The sequence below is a fragment of the Halococcus agarilyticus genome (assembly GCF_000334895.1).
GTDB lineage: Archaea > Halobacteriota > Halobacteria > Halobacteriales > Halococcaceae > Halococcus > Halococcus agarilyticus.
On record NZ_BAFM01000005.1, the window covers coordinates 45,817 to 63,218 of the forward strand.

At 67.8% G+C, this 17,402-nt stretch carries 15 protein-coding genes; 8 read left to right on the forward strand and 7 right to left on the reverse strand.

Going from position 1 to position 17,402, the window contains the following annotated elements:
- Nucleotides 1-10: 10 nt before the first annotated feature.
- Entirely contained in the window at nt 11-2,878 is a 2,868-nt protein-coding gene (locus TX76_RS05335) for a bacterio-opsin activator domain-containing protein (RefSeq protein WP_049900321.1), read from the reverse strand.
- Between the two features lie 257 nt (nt 2,879-3,135).
- Between TX76_RS05335 and TX76_RS05345 the strand changes: the two genes are divergently transcribed.
- On the forward strand, nt 3,136-4,161 hold the full coding sequence (locus TX76_RS05345; protein ID WP_049899999.1) for a GNAT family N-acetyltransferase: 1,026 nt from the start codon (nt 3,136-3,138) through the stop codon (nt 4,159-4,161).
- A 73-nt stretch (nt 4,162-4,234) separates the two neighbouring features.
- On the opposite strand, the gene TX76_RS05350 is transcribed toward TX76_RS05345, so the two are convergent.
- Entirely contained in the window at nt 4,235-5,455 is a 1,221-nt protein-coding gene (locus TX76_RS05350; protein ID WP_049900001.1) for a hypothetical protein, read from the reverse strand.
- A 340-nt stretch (nt 5,456-5,795) separates the two neighbouring features.
- Here TX76_RS05350 and TX76_RS05355 point away from each other — a divergent pair, with 340 nt between their 5' ends.
- Entirely contained in the window at nt 5,796-6,104 is a 309-nt protein-coding gene (locus TX76_RS05355; RefSeq protein ID WP_195156001.1) for a DUF7350 domain-containing protein, read from the forward strand.
- Here TX76_RS05355 and TX76_RS05360 read toward each other — a convergent pair.
- The gene (locus TX76_RS05360; protein WP_049900005.1) at nt 6,056-7,267 is read right to left on the reverse strand and encodes an iron transporter; all 1,212 of its coding nucleotides are present in this window, start codon (nt 7,265-7,267) and stop codon (nt 6,056-6,058) included. The two genes, TX76_RS05355 and TX76_RS05360, sit on opposite strands and share 49 nt — an antisense overlap.
- A 117-nt stretch (nt 7,268-7,384) precedes the next feature.
- Here TX76_RS05360 and TX76_RS16985 point away from each other — a divergent pair, with 117 nt between their 5' ends.
- Both TX76_RS16985 and TX76_RS05370 read left to right on the forward strand, forming a co-directional pair.
- Nucleotides 7,385-7,987, forward strand: a complete 603-nt coding sequence (locus TX76_RS16985) for a high-potential iron-sulfur protein (RefSeq protein ID WP_079890759.1) — start codon at nt 7,385-7,387, stop codon at nt 7,985-7,987.
- 175 nt (nt 7,988-8,162) lie between these two features.
- Nucleotides 8,163-9,167 carry a ferritin-like domain-containing protein gene (locus TX76_RS05370; RefSeq protein WP_049900324.1) on the forward strand — a complete coding sequence of 335 codons (1,005 nt, stop codon included), beginning with the start codon at nt 8,163-8,165 and terminating at the stop codon, nt 9,165-9,167.
- An 82-nt stretch (nt 9,168-9,249) separates the two neighbouring features.
- Here the strand turns inward: TX76_RS05370 and TX76_RS05375 are convergent, their stop codons facing one another.
- From TX76_RS05375 to TX76_RS05385, 3 genes are all read right to left on the reverse strand, one after another.
- On the reverse strand, nt 9,250-9,765 hold the full coding sequence (locus TX76_RS05375) for a winged helix-turn-helix transcriptional regulator (protein WP_049900007.1): 516 nt from the start codon (nt 9,763-9,765) through the stop codon (nt 9,250-9,252).
- Complete coding sequence (locus TX76_RS05380; RefSeq protein ID WP_228842311.1) at nt 9,762-10,085, reverse strand: DUF7471 family protein; 324 nt, start codon at nt 10,083-10,085, stop codon at nt 9,762-9,764. The genes TX76_RS05375 and TX76_RS05380 overlap by 4 nt, the downstream gene beginning before the upstream one ends.
- 188 nt (nt 10,086-10,273) lie before the next feature.
- A complete protein-coding gene (locus TX76_RS05385) occupies nt 10,274-11,719 on the reverse strand; it encodes a hypothetical protein (RefSeq protein WP_049900012.1) in 1,446 nt (481 codons plus the stop codon).
- A 114-nt stretch (nt 11,720-11,833) separates the two neighbouring features.
- Here TX76_RS05385 and TX76_RS05390 point away from each other — a divergent pair, with 114 nt between their 5' ends.
- Both TX76_RS05390 and TX76_RS05395 read left to right on the forward strand, forming a co-directional pair.
- Nucleotides 11,834-13,093, forward strand: coding sequence for an FG-GAP-like repeat-containing protein (locus TX76_RS05390; RefSeq protein WP_049900015.1), 1,260 nt, complete (start codon nt 11,834-11,836; stop codon nt 13,091-13,093).
- 92 nt (nt 13,094-13,185) lie between these two features.
- The gene (locus tag TX76_RS05395; protein WP_049900018.1) at nt 13,186-14,430 is read left to right on the forward strand and encodes an outer membrane protein assembly factor BamB family protein; all 1,245 of its coding nucleotides are present in this window, start codon (nt 13,186-13,188) and stop codon (nt 14,428-14,430) included.
- A gap of 14 nt (nt 14,431-14,444) precedes the next feature.
- On the opposite strand, the gene TX76_RS05400 is transcribed toward TX76_RS05395, so the two are convergent.
- Nucleotides 14,445-15,560 (reverse strand): DUF354 domain-containing protein, encoded by a 1,116-nt coding sequence (locus TX76_RS05400; RefSeq protein ID WP_049900020.1) that lies wholly within the window; start codon nt 15,558-15,560, stop codon nt 14,445-14,447.
- Between TX76_RS05400 and TX76_RS17995 the strand changes: the two genes are divergently transcribed.
- Nucleotides 15,477-15,806 carry a hypothetical protein gene (locus TX76_RS17995; protein ID WP_195156005.1) on the forward strand — a complete coding sequence of 110 codons (330 nt, stop codon included), beginning with the start codon at nt 15,477-15,479 and terminating at the stop codon, nt 15,804-15,806. The two genes, TX76_RS05400 and TX76_RS17995, sit on opposite strands and share 84 nt — an antisense overlap.
- Nucleotides 15,807-15,834: 28 nt before the next feature.
- Entirely contained in the window at nt 15,835-17,349 is a 1,515-nt protein-coding gene (locus tag TX76_RS05410; protein WP_228842312.1) for a PGF-CTERM sorting domain-containing protein, read from the forward strand.
- The last annotated feature ends 53 nt before the right edge of the window (nt 17,350-17,402 follow it).

Here is a 17,402-nt window from a genome sequence, read left to right on the forward strand (position 1 = left end):
GCGACGCCGCTCAGCCGGCAGTGACGGCGGACGGGACGCTGATATCGTCGAACAGGGTGGTGAACAGCTTGCGCTGGACCGTCCGCGCGTGTCGGTAGAACGCTGGCGGCGAGATCCCGAGGGTCGCCGCGATCTCCTCGCCCGTGCTCTCGCGCGGCGACTCGAAATAGCCGCTGTAGTACGCCGTCCGCAGCACCTCCAGCTGGCGGTCGGTCAGCCGGTCGAGAAAGGCCGCGTGGAGGTCCCGCGACGACGCGCGGTCGAGCGACCGCTTCGACAGGAGGTCGATGTCCGCGAACGTCTCCGTGACGAGACGATCGATCCGACGGACGTCGACGCTGTTCGGCACGTCGACGACGAGCGTCGCGGTCTCGCCGTCGGCCGTGGTGCGCCGGAGGACGGCCCCGTGGTCGGCGAGATCGAGCGCGAGGAACGGCCCCGAGAGTCGGAGCCGGAGCACGCCCGACTCGTCGTCCGCTCCGATCCGCTCGACCTCGTCGATCGACACGAGCTCCCGCGCCGCGGCGACGACGTTCTCGATTGGGGCGTCGGCCACAGTGACGAAGGCGTAGACGCCGTCGGCGGTCCGCTGGACGCCGCCCTGGTACGTCAGGGTACAGTCCGCACGTCGGGCGAGCCTGGCGAACACGAACGCCGAGTCCCGCGTCTCGAACTCCAGACGCGTGTTCGCGGTGGTCAACAGCGCGTTCTTCCGTTCGACCGCGCTCGTCGCCGACGCGATGGTCTCGCCGAGCTCCGCGAGGACGGCCTCTGCGGTTCCGTCGAACGCGTTCGCCGTCCCGGCGTAGACGGTCAACACGCCGTACTCGAACTCGTCGTGCGCCAGCGGCACGCTGAGCACCGACAGGAACTCGCGCGTGAGCGCCGCCGATCGCCACGGTGCCTCCCGGAGTCGGTCGGCCACGTTCGAGACTGTCCGCACCTCCTGGGTGGCCGCCGCCTGGCCTGCCGGCTCCGCCGCCCCCGACGTGTCGACCGAAAACGACACGCTGTCGAGGTAGCCCTGCTCGGCCCCGGCCCACGCCCGCGGCTCCAGCGTCTCGGCGGTCGGGTCGACGTCGCCGATCCACGCGAACGCGAACCGGTCCTCGGCCGTCAGGAGCTCACAGACGGCGCGGTCGATCCCCTCGCGAGTCTCCGCCCGGACGAGTGCGCCGTCGATCTCCCGGATGATCCCGTTGAGTCCGTCGAGCCGCGTGAGCTGGGCGTTCCGGCGCTGGAGTTCGCGCTCCTGCTCGCGGAGCCGACTCTCGCGTTCGACCCGATCGAGGGCGGCCTCGGCGGTGGCCGCGAGCAGGTCGGTGAGTTCCCGGAGAACCTCGTCGAACGCCCCGACCGTCCCGGCGGCGGCGACGAACACGCCGTGTTCGCCGAGCGGGATGTACGCTCCGCTCCGGATCCCGGTCGCCTCGTTCGCGAGCCGGTCGGCGTCGTGAACGTCGTCGAAGAACCGGGCGTCGTCCGCGACGAAGACGTGGCCCGGGATTGTCTCGTCATTAGCCCGCCGCGTCGGCAACGGCCCGTCGAGTCGCTTCATCCCGTTCGAGGCGGCGACCGGTTCGAGCACGTTCTCGTCGGCGTCGAAGAGGTAGACCGCGCTCGCGTCGAGATCGAGCACCGTGGCCGCGTCGTCGACCACGACCTGGCCGATCTCCCGGGCAGTGCCGGCGTACTGGAGTTCCCGCGTCGTCGTGTGGAGCCCGGCCAGCGCCTCCTCGCGTCGCTTTCGCTTGGTGATGTCGCGGCAGCTGTAGAGCAGCGTCCCGCCCTGAATCGACACCTCCCGCACGTTCACCAGCAGGGTGTGCTCGCGGCCCGCCTTGTCGGTCGCCGTACACTCGATGTTCTTCAGCACGCCGTCGGCGGCCAGCTCGTCCCGATCGAACAGGTCCGGCCCGAGGAGACGCTCGATCGTTTCCAAACTATGGATCTCCTCGGCGGTGTAGCCGAAGATGAAGTGGACGTTGGGACAGACGTAGGTGAACGCGCCGTCGTCGTCGGTGATCAACACCGTGTCGGTCATGTTGTTGAGCGTGACCCGGTGGAGCTCCTCGGACTCGCGGAGCTCGCGTTCGAGCGAGACGCGTTCGGTGACGTCGACACCCTCGACGACGACCGAGACGACCGTCCCAGTCTCGTCCCGAACGGGCCGAGCCGAGAGGTCGAGCGTCCGTGGGGTCCCGTCCTCGCGCCCCCTCGTGACGGTCGAGCTGTCGAACCGACCGTCGATGGCGTGTCCGACCGTCCGCTCGACGGTCTCTCTGACTCCGTCCGTCCACCACGGCAGCGTCCAGAACGGTTCCTCGACGACGCTTTCAGTGTCTGTCTCGATCATCCCGCGCGCCGTTTCGTTGGCGCGCCGGAGCGCTCCCTCGGGACCGAGCACCCAGGTCGCGGTCCGATCGTCGTGAAACGTCGCATCGAACTGGCGGGCCCGCTCCCGCCTGGTGTCGGTCCGCTCGGCCGTGCGCACGACCCCGCCGAGTCGCGCGAGGACGTCGTCGATCCGCTCGAAGGGCTCGGAGACAGCGACGTAGTCCGTCACACCGGCGGCGATCGCCTCGCTGGCGACGACTTCCGAACCCGACGCCGTACAGAGCACTACGGGCAGGGTCGCCGATCCCTCGCGGATCGTCCGCAGGAGGTCGAGCCCCGTCCGCCCGTCGAGGGCGTACTCGCTCACGACACACTCGACCGAGCGGTCGTCGAGCACGGAGAGCGCGGCGTCCGCGGTCGCGACCGTCCGAACCGTCGCCCCGGCGCGCGTTCCGAGCGCGTCCGCGAGAGGTGTGGTCCACTCGGCCGTGCCGACGAGAAGGACGTGCGTCCCATCCAGCGTGTCCGCAGCACTCGCCATGTCGCGCGAGTACACGTTCGACCGAGTTCAACGCACCGACGATCGTCGTCACAGCTATCGGGTGGGGTTCCGACGACGACCGGCCGTCGACGATCGCAAAACCGATCGTTCGCAACCCACGGAGCGGAAGGGGTCGGCACACTCGATCGGGCACGAACGAGCGTGGGTCGACGCCACCCCAACGAAACATTTTCTTCGGTCGCCGGAGTGAGACAGATACCGATGACAGACAGCACACGCTCTCTCGCTCCCATCTCATGAACATCGAACGCTTGGATCTCGCGGCGTGGGACGACGGGCTCCCGAAGACGGGTTTCGAGCCGTTTCACACCGCGTCGGCGCTCTCGGTGCTCGACCGCCACGCACCCGGCGATCTCCTCCTCCTGGGTGGTTACCGCGGCGAACAGCTCGTGGGGATGCTCCCGGTGTTCGTCCGGAACGCCGGGCGGGCTCGGGTGCTCTCGTCGCCGCCACCCGGGATGAGCGTGCCACATCTGGGGCCGATCGTGATGCCGACGAGCCCGAAGCAGCGCAAACGCGAGAAGGTCACCCGCGAGTTCACCGAGGGCGTGCTCGACGCGCTCGGCGTCGATGCCCCGACGACGCTGTGTCGGTTCCTGTGTCACACCGACTACCCCGATCCACGTCCGTACCGGTGGGCCGGGCTCTCGGTCGAGCCCTCGTTCACCTACCGACTTCAGGTGGGCGATCGCGCTCCCGAGGACATCATGGGTTCGTTCAGCCGGAGCCTCCGGCGCGAGATCCGGTCGGGCGAGGACCTCGACGTCGAGATCGGGACGGAGGAGATCGACGGTGCCGAGACGGTCTTTCGGGAGACACAGGCCCGATATGCGGAACAGAACGAGGGGTTCGGACCGACGTGGCCCTACGTTCGAGACGTCGTCGCCGATCTCGACGAGCGATCGCGGGTGTACGTCGCGCGCGACCCGGACGGCGAGTACCTCGGCGGCGTCATCACGCTCTTCTCGAACGATGCGGCGTACTACTGGCTCGGCGGCGCGCGCACGACCCACGACGGTGTCAGCATCAACAGCTTACTCCACTGGCGGATCATCCGCGACGTCGCCGAGGACCCGCCGATCGAGTCGGTCACGGAGTACGACCTCGTCGGCGCGAACACCGAGCGGCTCTGCCGGTACAAATCGAAGTTCGGGGCCGACCTCGCCCCGTACTACGTGATCGAGTCCGGCGGCCCCGCGATGGACGCCGCCAAAGGGGCGTATCGGATGGTGAACCAGGCTGTCGATCGGCTCGGCCTGTAGTAGTTTTCTCTCTCGCCGATCGAGAATCAGTTCGTCTCGTCGTTGGTTGGATGGACGGACGAGTGCGTCGGCGTTAGGCCGGCACCACGCACTGCTCGGGCTCGGTGCTGGCCGTCGATCCGGCTGCGTTGACGAGCGTCCCGGCGAGGATCGCCACGCTGGCGACGAAAAACAGCGAGCCGATCGACGACGAGGGGTCGGCGAACAGCAGGTAGAACGGGGCCGCGGCCGACGGGCCGAGTGTCACGATCGCGAGCTGGGAGAGCAACGGGCCACAGCAGCAGCACGCCTGCGGGGCGGCGAGACCGACCGCGCCCGCCGTCGTCGGCGACGCGCCGCCCGCCGCAGTCCCCCACTGGTGGGCGAACATCGCGGCGTTCAGCCCGAGGAGGCCGCCGAGTACGGCAAGCAAGATCAGCGTGCCGACCGACACCATGCCGGCGAACGGGATCGAAGGGGCCCAGACCTCGACCGATGGCCACGTCACTAGCGGCCCGAGGGTCGGCAGCGTCGTGACGAACCCTTCCGTCCACGAGAGCCCCTCGCCGCTGTCGGGGACGACCGTGGCCATCCCCGCCGAGAAGAGGAAGAACACGACCCCGAGCAGTCCGACGGCGACGCCGAACCGGCGCGCCGTCCGGTCGGCGACGACCGCGCTCAACACGCCGCGGGCGTCGCGCCAGAGGACGTACCCGACCGCCACCGGCAGCGAGAGCACGATGAGATGTCCGAGCGGGTTCGTCGGCGTGTAGACACCGAACACCGAGAACCCGGGGTAGGCGACCCAGAGACCGAGGAGGGCACCGAGGCCGGCGTAGCGGGGCCGTCGCGGCCACCGGAGCTGGCCGCCGATCACGCTGCCGAGCATGATCGTCCCACCGAGCAGGAGCAGTAGCGGTTCGTGGATCGAGCGCGGGATCACCGGCTCCGCGGTCAGCCACTCGTACGGCGAGAGCTGGACGACCGCGATCCCACCGACGACCGCGACGGCGAGGCCAACGAGAACGCCGTGAAGTGCGTAGTCCGAAAGCGCTGGCCGCAGTCGGGGCAGATAGACACTGCCGACGGCAATGGCGGCCCCGAGAACGAGCGGGATCAACGCGTACGACTGTGAGAGGTGGACACCGTTGACGTAGATGTGACCGCCGTGAGCCGACGCGAGCGGGACGGTCCCGATGGTTGCAACGAGCGTGATAGCGAGCACGAGAAGACGACGACCGAGGCCGACACCTGCGGACGCCGATCGATATAAATCGCCAGCCACGGTGTGGTTCCGGTCGGTTCGACTGCTCATTGGTGGATCCACGTCCCCCTGGTATATGTGTTCGTTGGAGACGACGCTTCGGCCCCGCCTCGACGCTTCCGCCACAACGGCCCCTACCGAGACGGTCCGGTAGTGATGGCGGCGGTAGCGGTGGTGGCAGCGATAGCGGTGGTGGCAGCGATAGCGGTGGTGGCAGCGATAGCAGTAGTGACGGTAGCGGTGGTGGCAGCGATAGCGGTGGTGGCAGCGATAGCAGTAGTGACGGTAGCGGTGCTGGCGGTGGTGGGCAGACTCGGATTCGACGACCGAACCAGTAGTCGTATGTGGACCTGGAACAACCGCCGTCGAGTCGGTGGATTCGGTCCATCTGATGGCGACGATCTGGGACGAGCGAAGCGGCATCGTGATCCCGCTCGATGCCGACATTAGATACCACTACGCCACCGCTGTGGAGGACATCCAACCCGGCGACGACCTGAAAATCATAGTAACCACGCCGCCACAGATCGCCCGACGGGTACGAAACCGCGTTCATCGATATGCAGCCAGTGAAAATGACGGTCCCGAACTCAGCCACCTCTTGGCTCTCGCACTCATCGGACGCTCGGATCGCTCGCCGTTTCGAACGATCTATACGGTGAACGTCATCGGCGGCATATCGAGGAACGCGGTCTCGTAGCCCTCGTGACGAGCGACTTGTGGGGGGGTCTCGACCGAAAGTCCGAGTTCGTCGCCCGATTCGATACTGTCGACGACCGTTCCGTAGTGGTAGTCGAGTTCGGGATCGAGCGTCGGTTGTAACGGACCGTCGAAGACGGTCCTGCCGTTGCGGCGGAGCGTCCCCGAGAGCGCCATCGCGGGGAGCACCATCCGGTTGTACGGCGTTCGCGCCGAGACTGCGAGGTACGGCCCGCTCGCGTCGATACCTCGTGGTGGCTCGTCGAGCACGGTCGCGAGGAATCGACCGTCGCCGCTGGTCCGTGTGCCGACGATCTCGCCGGGGAGGTCGGCCTTCGGGGGGACAGTCGAGTTCGGGACCATCTCCATTGCCATCGGTTTGGCCGCGTCTCGGCTCCCCTCGCGCTGTCCTTTCGTCCGGGTGTAATCGATCGACTTCTTGTCGGTACGGCTGTACTCGAACTCGATATCGACGCTCGCTGGCTCGGCGAACATCCCGACGAACTCGCCCGTCCGGCGCGTCGACATCCCGCCGACGCTGAGCGTCGCCGTGTAGGTGCCATTCCCTTCGAGTCCGAAGTTCGCGCCGTAGTGAAACCCCATCCGCTGGGACAGCATCGGGTAGATCACTTCCTGAGAGACGATTTCTCCGTCCTGCGTGATCTCGACAGAAAGGCCGGTATCCGGCAGCACAGTGCGGGTTTTCGGCTCCCAGACCGACGCCATCAGATGTACGGAATCGTCCTGCTGGATCGAGACCTTCCGAGTCTCGCTGCCGTTGACGGTCCAGAAGCGGTGGGGATACGAGTACATCACTCCGAACGCGTAGTTGCTCGCGCCGTTCCTGTCCCCGTTCGTCGAGGCGTTCGACGACATCGCGCTCGAATCGTTCATCGCCATTCCGCCCGAGTCGTTCATACTGTCCATCCCGCCCATGTCGCTCATGTTCCCCATTCCGCCCGAGTCGTTCATCGCCATCCCACCCATCCCGCTCATGCCGACCATCTCCATACCCTCGGTGTGGGTCGGATAGTAGACTGCATTGGGGCGGTTTTCGACGAGCGGCGGGTCGCCCCGTCTGACGGAGAACAGGCCGGCACAGCCGGCGAGGGCGACGCTACCCGTCATGCCGGCGGAAGCCCGCAGAAACGTTCGGCGATCCATCGTGCGTCGTATCGGGGCTCCGTGGAAAAACCGGTTCTGGTCCGTCTCTCGAATCCGTGCCGCAGCTTCGACGATCGTACCAGAATTCCTAATCGATAGCGCTCGACAGATCGAATCATGGAGTTCGAACGGCGACGACGGACGTTCCTCCGACTCGCGGGGAGCGCGGCACTCGCCGCGCTCGCCGGTTGCAGTGGCGACGGAGGAACGGATGGAAACGACGACACGACGCAAACGAACGCCGATGGTGCCGCGGGAAACGACACGACGACCGGCGACGAAGCCCGCACGACGACGGCCAGCGGTAGTACCGAAACGGGGACGGCGACCGCGAGAGCACGTCCCGAGACGACGAACGCGACAGCGCCGACCGAAACGACGAATGGGACGAACAGTGGCGGAGCGAACGACAGCGGAACGAACGTCGGTGGAACGAACGACACCGGAACGACGACGAGGGTAGACGACCTGAGTGGTCCCGTTCCGACAGCCTACCGAACGGCGTCGAGTCAGGGCGGAACGGAGCGAAATCGCGACTCACTCCAGTCGAAGGAGGCCGTCGAATACCAGTCACAGCCGAAGGACGGCCAGCAGTGCTCGGGCTGTCTGTTCTATCTCGCAGACAAAAACGGGGACGGACTCGGCGCGTGCAGCGTGGTGGAGGGCTACATCGAGCCGGAGGCGTGGTGTGTGAGCTACAGTCCATACCAGGACGGCTGAAAGCGTCCCTCACACTCCCGCGAGCCGACGTTCGTTTCGAGAGTCGTGCCAGAAATCACTATACGGAACCGCTTGAACGTCCGAACAGCCCCACCCAAGGGGTACTGGAACCCACATGAACTCCCCGAAAGAATCCACGAGCGCTCCGTCGGAGAACACCGATCGTCGTCGATTCATGAAAGCCGCCATCGGGACGGCGGCGACGGCTGCCGCGATTCCGGCCGTCAGTACGACCGCCGCCGCCCACTTCCCGGAGGAGCTCGCTATCGATATCGCTCCGGAACGTGAAGGGAATCGGGTCGAACCGGACGAGAACGGCCGGGTTTCGGTCGCGGTACGGTACACCGAGTTCACGGACGAGAACGGTGAGACGGTCGTGTTCGATCCGACCGACCGCGCCGTCAGATATCGCTTCGGCACTCACGAGATCCTCGGCAACGGCGGCGGTGTTCGGCCGGTCGACGACGGTGCGGTCAGCGACGTCGACGGCGACGGCAACGACGACCTCGTGTTGGAGTTCCCGCTCGACGGCGCGGGCTTCACCGGCGACGAGTCGACGGGAACGCTGTTCTGGGAACGAGACGACTCGGGCGAGCACGGCTACGCCGGGACGGACGATATCGCCCTCCTGGACGACATGGCGATCAGCGACATCGACGTCCTGAACTACGCACTCACGCTCGAACACCTCGAACACGCCTTCTACCGCGATGGCCTGGCATCGAGCGCCGGAACGTTCAGCGAACACGACGTCGAGCGATCGGCGGTCGCGCGGTACTTCGACCGGCCGACGCTTCGGTTCTCGATGTACCAGCAGCTCGAAGACATCCGCGATCACGAGAAAGCCCACGTCGAGAAACTGACACAGACCATCACCGATCTCGGCGGCAACCCCGTCGAGGAGGCCGACTACGCGTTCGACTACGACACGTTCGAGGAGTTCGTCGCGATCGCCGCCCGTCTCGAGGACGTCGGCGTCTCCGCGTACGCCGGGGCGGCACCCCTGCTCTCCGATCCGGATCTCGTGCCCCCCGCGTTGAGCATCCACTCGGTCGAGGCACGGCACGCGAGCTTCCTCGATACGCTGAACCTTCGCCGAGCGGCCCCCGATGCGTTCGATTCCGCCCGCTCGATGGAGCAGGTGCTCCCCATCGCGAAGGAGTTCGTCGCCACGGAGTGAGACGGGCGACGGCGGTTCGGACCGCCTCGGAGACCCCTCCGAAAACGGAACGGCACTCGTCGCAGCCCTCTCGTTCGCTGGATTACGGATCGTCGAGCAGTCTGTCGGCCACCCGCGTGAACCGATCCACCAGGCGCGCCGGCGTCGACGGGTCGGTCTCGTCGAGCAACTGCGTCGTCTCCTTCGGTCGAACGAGCGCGAGCGTGACGTGATTGCGCTCGTCCCGCCGTTTCGCGACCACCGCCTGCTCGACGAGGTGATCGAGATGCCATTCGAGCGTGCTCCGCGCGATGTCGAGCTCGTCGGCCACCCGCTGGGGTCGTGCCGTCCCGTGCTCGGCGAGGACGGTGACGACGTCACTCGCGGTCTCGCGGCACAACAGCGCGAGCGCGCCGCGCTCCCACTCGTCACAGTCGAGCGGGTAGTAGTGGGTCTGGCCGTACAGCTGCTCGTCGACGAGATCCTCGGCCGAAAGCAGTCGCTTGAGGTGGTACTGGACCTGGCCGGGCGCGAGATCGAGCGTGCGGACGAGACCGCTGAAGTGGACGCCGGGGTGGGCGTGAACGTGCCGAGCGATCCGCTTGCGGGTCTCGCTCACGTGCTGCCTCCGCCGGTCGCGGGTTCTGTCGTGCGACCGAAGTACACCGCGGCGATGAGCAGGACGGCCATGACGCCATCGAGCGAGTGCTCCACGAGGTGGTGCGTCCCGGTGGGAAGCAGTTCCCCCATCGCCAACCCGCCGGCGACGGTTTTGGCCAACAGGGTCACGAGCGCCAGCGCGATCAGCAGGTACGATCGCGACCGCCGTTGGGCGAACGCGGCGATCGCGAGGCCGGCGACGATCAGCGACGCTGCCCCCGCGAGGACGAGCACGCCTGGCAGCGCGAGACTGCCCACGGACACGGCGTCGTACCCCATCCCGAGATGTAGTGTGTGAGTCGACATCTGTTTCGTGAACTGACGACCGCAACTCCCACCCCGTCCGAGACGGTGGAGTGTCGTCCCGTTCGCCGAGACGGCAGTCGTCGACGGTTTACTACCGTACGCTTGCCGAGGCGCGTGAATAACGGTTCTGGTGCGATCGCCGAATCCCCCATCACGGACCGCTACCCGGCGACGACGGGTCGGGAGATGATCCAGAGCGACAGCACCGTGTATCCGACCATCAGGATCACGAGCGGGAGGTGGGCCCGTCGCGCGCGCCCGAGCGACCCGTAGCGATCGAGCGCCACGCGGTGGGCGGCCACGACGGCGACGACGTGTCCGACGACGATGAGGAGCACCTGCGATCCCCAGAACGCTTCGAGGGAGAGCCACGCGAGCGGCTCGGCAGGCTCGACCGGCGCGACCGCGATCGACCACCCGATGGCCGCGAGTCGCCCGACGTTCTCGATCACGAACGGGTAGTTGTGTGCGACCTCGTAGGCGGCGGCGATCGGGAGCACCGTCGGCGCGAACGCGAGCGCCGTCTCACGCCACGTCCCGCTCTCGTCGGCCACGAACGCCATCAGCGCGCCGACGCCGACGAACGCCGCGACGAACCCGCCGAGTCCGATCGCGTAGACGAGCACGCTGGTCGTCGGGCCGGATCCGAGCGCGTTCCTGAGTCCGAACAGCACCGTCTGGTACGTCGAGGTGTTCGCGAACCCGTCGAAACTCACCGTGTACACCGTGGCGACGACGAACGCGACGAGAGCGAGATCCCCGACGCACCGCGTACAGCCCGCCCACGGCGGACGGAGCGCGACGGTGTACGCCGACCGCGGCTCCGATGCCGAATCCGATCCCGACCGCGACACCGATCCCGATTTCGGCTCCGTCTCGACGAACCGTATCGGCGCGACCCGACCGAACAGCCGATACAGCACCGACAGCGCGTCGGCGTGTCGGAACCATGCCTCCCCGAACGCCACCCCGCCGAGCACCATCACCGCGGCGTAGCCCGCGACGATGACGGCGGTCGCGGCGGGCGAACGCGGGAGCACCGTCAGGTTCTCGACGATCCCGATGCCGACGACGAACCCGATGAACGCGGGCCAGTGGCCGAGCCACGACGGGTACGCACCGACGGCGGCGATCTCGTGTCCCTCCAGTCGCACCAGGCCGTCGTAGAGCGTCCGCCACGGCGACAGCACTCGCCACGGACTGCCGAGAAGGATCGAGAGGAGACCGACGCCCTTGATCCAGACCGCCCACACGAACACCGTCGCGACGTTCTCGGCCTCGATCTGCGGACCGAGGAGACCGTGGCCGACCGTGACGAGGAATCCGAGGAAGAACACTGCCCGTGTCCCGTAGCGGAGGCCGGCCGCGAACTCGCCTGATATCGAGGAACGAGAACGCCACGTTCGCGCCGTTGAGGCGGTTTCGGCCGTCACACCGAGCCACGCCGCGGTTGCGGCGACCGTGACGCCCGCCCCGCCGAACAGGAGTTCGAGGGGGATCGGCGCGGCGAACCGCGAGTCCGCGACCTGGTGTGCGCCCGCGACGCCAGTGGCGACGAGGAAAGCGAGGGCGAGCCAGACGGTGATCGTCGGTCGACGCCACCTCATGGTGGCTCTCACCGGAGAGCGTCAAAGAACCTGCTGATACGCGTCCCTGGTACGATTCTCGAATCCACCGGGGCGACGGGAGCGTTTATCCTCCGACGGGCGCACACGAGCACAATGCGCGTGCGGACGGCGGTCGCGGCGGTCGTCGTGCTCGTCGGACTCGCCGGCGCGGCGGCGTTCGGTCTCGCTGGCACCGGTGGCGTCGGGAGCGACGGGATCGACGACGGCACGCTCGCCGAACGGTGGGTGAGCGACCCGCAGGCAGCGCTCGAATCCAACCACCACACCCCGGCCGTCGCGTTCGTCGACGGCGAGTCGTTCGTCGCCGTGCCGATCAACAGCCGCCAGGGGAAGACGTGCGTCCTCAGCGTGCTCGACGGGAACGGCTCCGAGCGGTGGCGGCGGACCGTCGCCTCCGAGGCCTGCACCGTTCACTCGGTTTCGGACCCGACGATCGCGGACTTCGACGGCGACGGCGATCGGGAGGTGATCGCGGCGACGAGCACGAAGGAGATCGTCGTCTACGGCCTCCGAAGTGGCCGCGAGGAGTTCCGCCACGATCTCACCTCCTACGGCTACGCGAAACCCCTCGTCGCCGATCTCCTCCCCGCCGAGGGCAACGAAACCGTCGTCACCGACCTCCTCGGCGGGGTGTTCGCGTTCCGGGGGGACGGCTCCGTCGCGTGGCAACGGACGTTCGACGACGCCCGCGTTCGCCAACCGGCCGTCGCGGACTTCGACGCCGACGGCCAGCCGGAGATAGCGATCGGCCAGCTCGACGGGGAGGCGATCGTGCTCGAACGCGACGGTCGCGTCGCGTGGCGGACGTCGCTGCCGAACGCGACGTCGGTCAAGTGGATGGCGACGGGCCAGGCCGACGGCGACGACCCGATCGAGCTGGTGTTCGCGACCTTCTTCGGCGAAGTGATGGCGCTCGACGGGACGAACGGGTCGGTCGAGTGGCGACGGAACCTCAGCGCCCGCGGCGCGACGGTGCATACGCTCGGCGACGGGGACGGCGACGGTCGGCCCGAGGTGTACGTCGGCGCGAGGGACGGCACGCTTCGGAGCCTCGACGCGGCCAACGGCAGCGTCGAATGGACGACCCAGCTCACGGGCGAGACCGTGCTGGCGATGCCGCCGCCGAGCCTCGGCGATCTCGACGGCGACGGCAACCTCGAACTCGTCGCCGTGACCGGCAACGGGCTCGTGAGCGTCGTCGATCCGACGACCGGCGAAACGGTCGACGCCTACGAGCGCGAGGTGCCGATCTGGACGTTCCCACGACTCGCGGATGCCGACGGTGACGGCCGCGACGAGGTGTTCGTGATCTACGGCGACGGCCGGGTGGTCGCGCTCTCGTACCGATCGTAGCCGGCGAGCGAGGTGGCATGATCGGTGGTGTGACTCTCGAATCCGTCCGCCCGACACGAGGGCTTATTCACGCGTGCCCGATACGGACGAGTATGCAGCCCCGGACCGGCCTGGCGGCGGTGCTCGTCGTTGCGGTGCTCGCCGGGACGGCGGTCCTCGGGTTCGGTGCCGTCGCCGACTCGGGCGGGTCGCTCACCGAGCGGTGGGTGAGCACCACGGCCAGCGACACCCGAGCCAACCACCACGCCCCGGCGGCCGGACGGATCGACGGCAGTGGGATGGTCTTCGCCCCGATCAGCGGCGAGGACGACACCGACCAGTGTGCGCTGGTCGCCCAGAACGCATCCGATGGCTCGTCGCGCTGGCGCGAGCCGATCCCGTCGGCGAACTGTACGATCCACGCGGTCGCCGACCCCCTCCTCGCGGACTTCGTCGGCGACGACACACGGGAGGTCATCGCCGCGACGACCGAGCAGGAGGTCGCCGCTTACGATCCACGGACCGGCGAGCTGGTCTTCCAGCACGATCTCACGGACTACGGCTACACCCAGCCCGTGGTCGCCGACCTCACCGGCGACGGGACGAACGAACTCGTCGCGGTCGACGTTCGGGGTACCGTCTCCGTGCTGCGACCGGACGGGACGACGGCGTGGACGGCGACGCTCGACTCGTACACGTGGGGACAGCCGACGGTCGCGGATTTCGACGGGGACAGCGGGAACGAGCTCGTCGTCGGGACCAGCAGCGGGCGGCTCGTGCTGTTCGAGTCGGACGGATCGGTGGTGTGGAACCGGTCGCGCCCGTTCGCGTCGTCGATCACGTGGATGACCACGGGCCAGGCCGACGACGACCGCGCGACGGAGATCGTGACCGCAACCGACGGCGGGCGAGTGGTGGCGATCGACGGCGAGCGTGGCGCGGTCCAGTGGAGGCGCGATCTCGGCGCGTTCGCGGCGGTCCACGCGTTCGGGGACGGCGACGGTGACAACCAGTCCGAGGTGTACGCGGTCGCGAAGGACGGCACACTCAGGAGTCTCGACGCGAGCGACGGCAGCGTCGAGTGGACGACCCAGCTCACGACCGAATCAGTGCAGATGATGCCCCCGCCGAGCCTGGGGGACGTCGACGGCGACGGGAATCGGGAACTGGTCGCCACGACCAACGACGGGATCGTCTCGGTCGTCGATCCCCGATCGGGCGACGTCCTCGCCTCGTACGACCGTGACGTGCCGATCTACGTCCACCCGACGGTGGTCGACACCGACGACGACGGCACTGCGGAGGTGTACGTCGTCTACGGCGACGGCCGGGTGGTCGCGCTCTCGTACGACGACTGAGAAAGCAAGACGGTTCAGCGATCGGCGGATGCGGGCACGTCCCGGGGCGGGCGAGCGGAGAGTTCGCCGCGCGAGAGCCCTGCGACGCCCTCCGGCCCCTCAGGATTCGTGGCGAGATCGACGATCACCTCGGTGAGATTCACAGTGCTCGCGATGTAGTCGTCGCGCTTTTCGGCCCACTCGGCCGGCACCGACTCGTCGTCGAGCAGCGCGCACGCGCGCTCGACCGCGGGGGCGAACTCGCCGATGTTGTAGATCAGGCCCTCGCGTTCGAGCTCGACGAAGTTGCCCATGTCGGCGTCGCCGACGAAGGAGTTCGACCGGATCGCGGGCGTGCCGAGCAGCGCGGCCTCGGTCACCATCGTCTGGGTGTCGGCGACGAGGAGGTGGGCCTCGGCGAGCGCGTCGTGGAGGAGGCCCGGATGGAGGTCGAACGGCCGCGCGTCTACGCCTTCGAACGCCATCGCGTCGCTCTCGTCGGAGACGAACACGGTGGCGTGGTCGGCGAGCCTGGCGACGAGCTCGCGGCGTTCTGACGGACTGATCCCCGAGTGGCTGACGTCGTGATGCGAGCCGAACGCGTTGAACCGGCAGATGACGTACTTCTCGTCCGGACCGACCCCGAGGCGCTCGCGGATGTCGTCGCGGGGCGAGAACACGTCGGGATGGAGGTACGCCGACTCCTTGAACCCGCGAAACCGGTAGTGCTTGGGCCCGAGATCCTTCCCGAACGCGTGGGGGGTGAGGATGCTCTCGGCGAACGGCCGCGAGACCGCGTGATCCAGCGAGGTGGGCTCGGAGTCGAGGAGCAGCGTGACGGGCGTGCGCGTGAGCGCGCCGGCGTGGGCGGCGTACGCCCCCATGCCGAAGATGCGGTCGGGGTCGTACTGTCGCGTGTATCTGAGGATCGTGTAGTAGTGGTGGGGGAGCTGGCGCACCAGCGACCACTTCGTGGTTTCGAGCCGACCGTAGCATCGGTAGGGGAGACTGTGATAGTCGAGCAAGTCCTCGGTCACGCCGTAGTCCCGGGCGAGCAACAGCACGTCGTGACCGCGGTCGTCGAGCGCCGCCGCAGCGTGCTTATACAGATGGACGTGAGCAGGCGTGTTCGTAAAAAACAGATATCTCATGTGTCCGTGCCGACGCGAACGAACGCGGCCCTGGTAAACACACCGGTCCGGTTCGACCACGACGTCCCCACCGCCACCGTCACGCAGTCGATCGGGGCCAGCGACCGGACCGTCCCGGCCCCAGCGACGCCGAACGCCCTGTTCGGTCGTCGGAACGTTCACAAGTATGCAGGGGATAACAAAGCCGCTTCGGGAGAACCTCCCCGGAAGGACGGTTTCGTCGCAGCCACGACGACCGACGGCTGATCGACGAAACGGCTCCCAGTACGAACGCATGACACGCAAACTCTCTACTGTGGTGATGGTCGCGGTGGTACTGCTCTCGACGGTCGGCGGCGTCGTCGCCCTCGGCGGGTCGGCGGTCGCCTTCGAGTCGAACGGGGGATCGACGTACCCCGCGACGACGAACACGAGCACGATCGGGACGGGGCTGTACGCCGTCAGGCCGGACGACGCCGTCGCCGAGGACGGTATCGAGACGATCACGCTCGATGTCGGGCCGGAGGCCAGCGTCGCGAACGTGACCGCCGAAGACGTCTACGTCGCGATCCGTGGCACCACGCGGTACGAGATCGACAACGTCACCGTCTCGTCGAGCGCGGACGGCAGCCAACTCGAGATCACCCTCCCGCGGACCGTCCAGCCGCCGCTCGGAGAGGGGCCGAGCACCGGCTCGGAGGTCGCAGTCAAGTTCCGCAACTTCACGACGCCGAGCGAGCCAGGCACCTACAGCATCGAGGGGAGCGTCTCGACGCCCTCGGGCGAGACCGATGGCCCGGCGTCGGTCTCGTACACCGTCACGCGGCCCGAACTCTCCTTCGCGAACCAGAGCCTCTCGCAGTTCGACGAGCAACAGCAACTCGACCTCACGGCGGCGATCCGCGGCGGCGGCTACGTCGGGCTGTTCACCGTCGCCGAGAACGGCTCCCGTGGGCAGCTCGTCGGTTCGACCAACGTCTCGACCGGCCGCGAGGCGGAGAACTACACCGTCGACGTGAGCGGGAACGTCACCGAGACCCAGGAGCTCGTCGCGGTCGCGTACACCGAATCCGTCGGTCGTTCCGTCGGCATTCGACGGGAACAGACGTTCGATCCGGCGACTGACGACCCGCTCGTGGTCGGCGGCGATCTCGTGAACGCGACGGCGACGATCGCGACGATCGACGTCGACGGCCGGCTCACGGCCGGCGGCGAGTACGACCAGGGCGAACGCCTGTACTTCGACCAGGGCGAGGCGAGCACGGGCTATCAGATCACCAGGATCGAGAGCGGCGAGCTCGGTGCGGCGGCGGATCAGTTCCAGACCGCCGCGAACGGCACGGCGATCGTCGACACCGGGGGGCTCGACGAGGGCCAGTACGCCATCACGCGGGTCGACGACGGCTCGCTCGTGGGTCTCGACGACGACAGCACCACCGGGCCCGGCGACGACAGCTTCGTCGTCACCGGCCAGCAGGTGAACGCGACCACCACCGGAACCACCAACGCAACGACGACCGGAGCCACCAACGCGACGACGACCGCCGGTGGAACCGACACGACCGTCGACGAAACGACCACGGACGACGGGGAGGGGAACGTGACGGAAACGACACCCGAAACATCGATGGAGGAGACGACGGCGAGTGGTGAAGACACGACCGAGGGCGGGGCCGACACCGAAACCAGCGGCGGCGAAACGAACGGTAGCGGCGGTGAAGCGACTGAAGAGGGCGGGCCGGGCTTCACCGTGATCGCCGCGGTGGTGGCGCTGCTCGCGGTCGCGCTGGTCGCGGCCACGCGACGCTAACGGATCCCACGCCGCATTACCCGAACCGGAAGCTACTTTTCACCGGGCGTCGC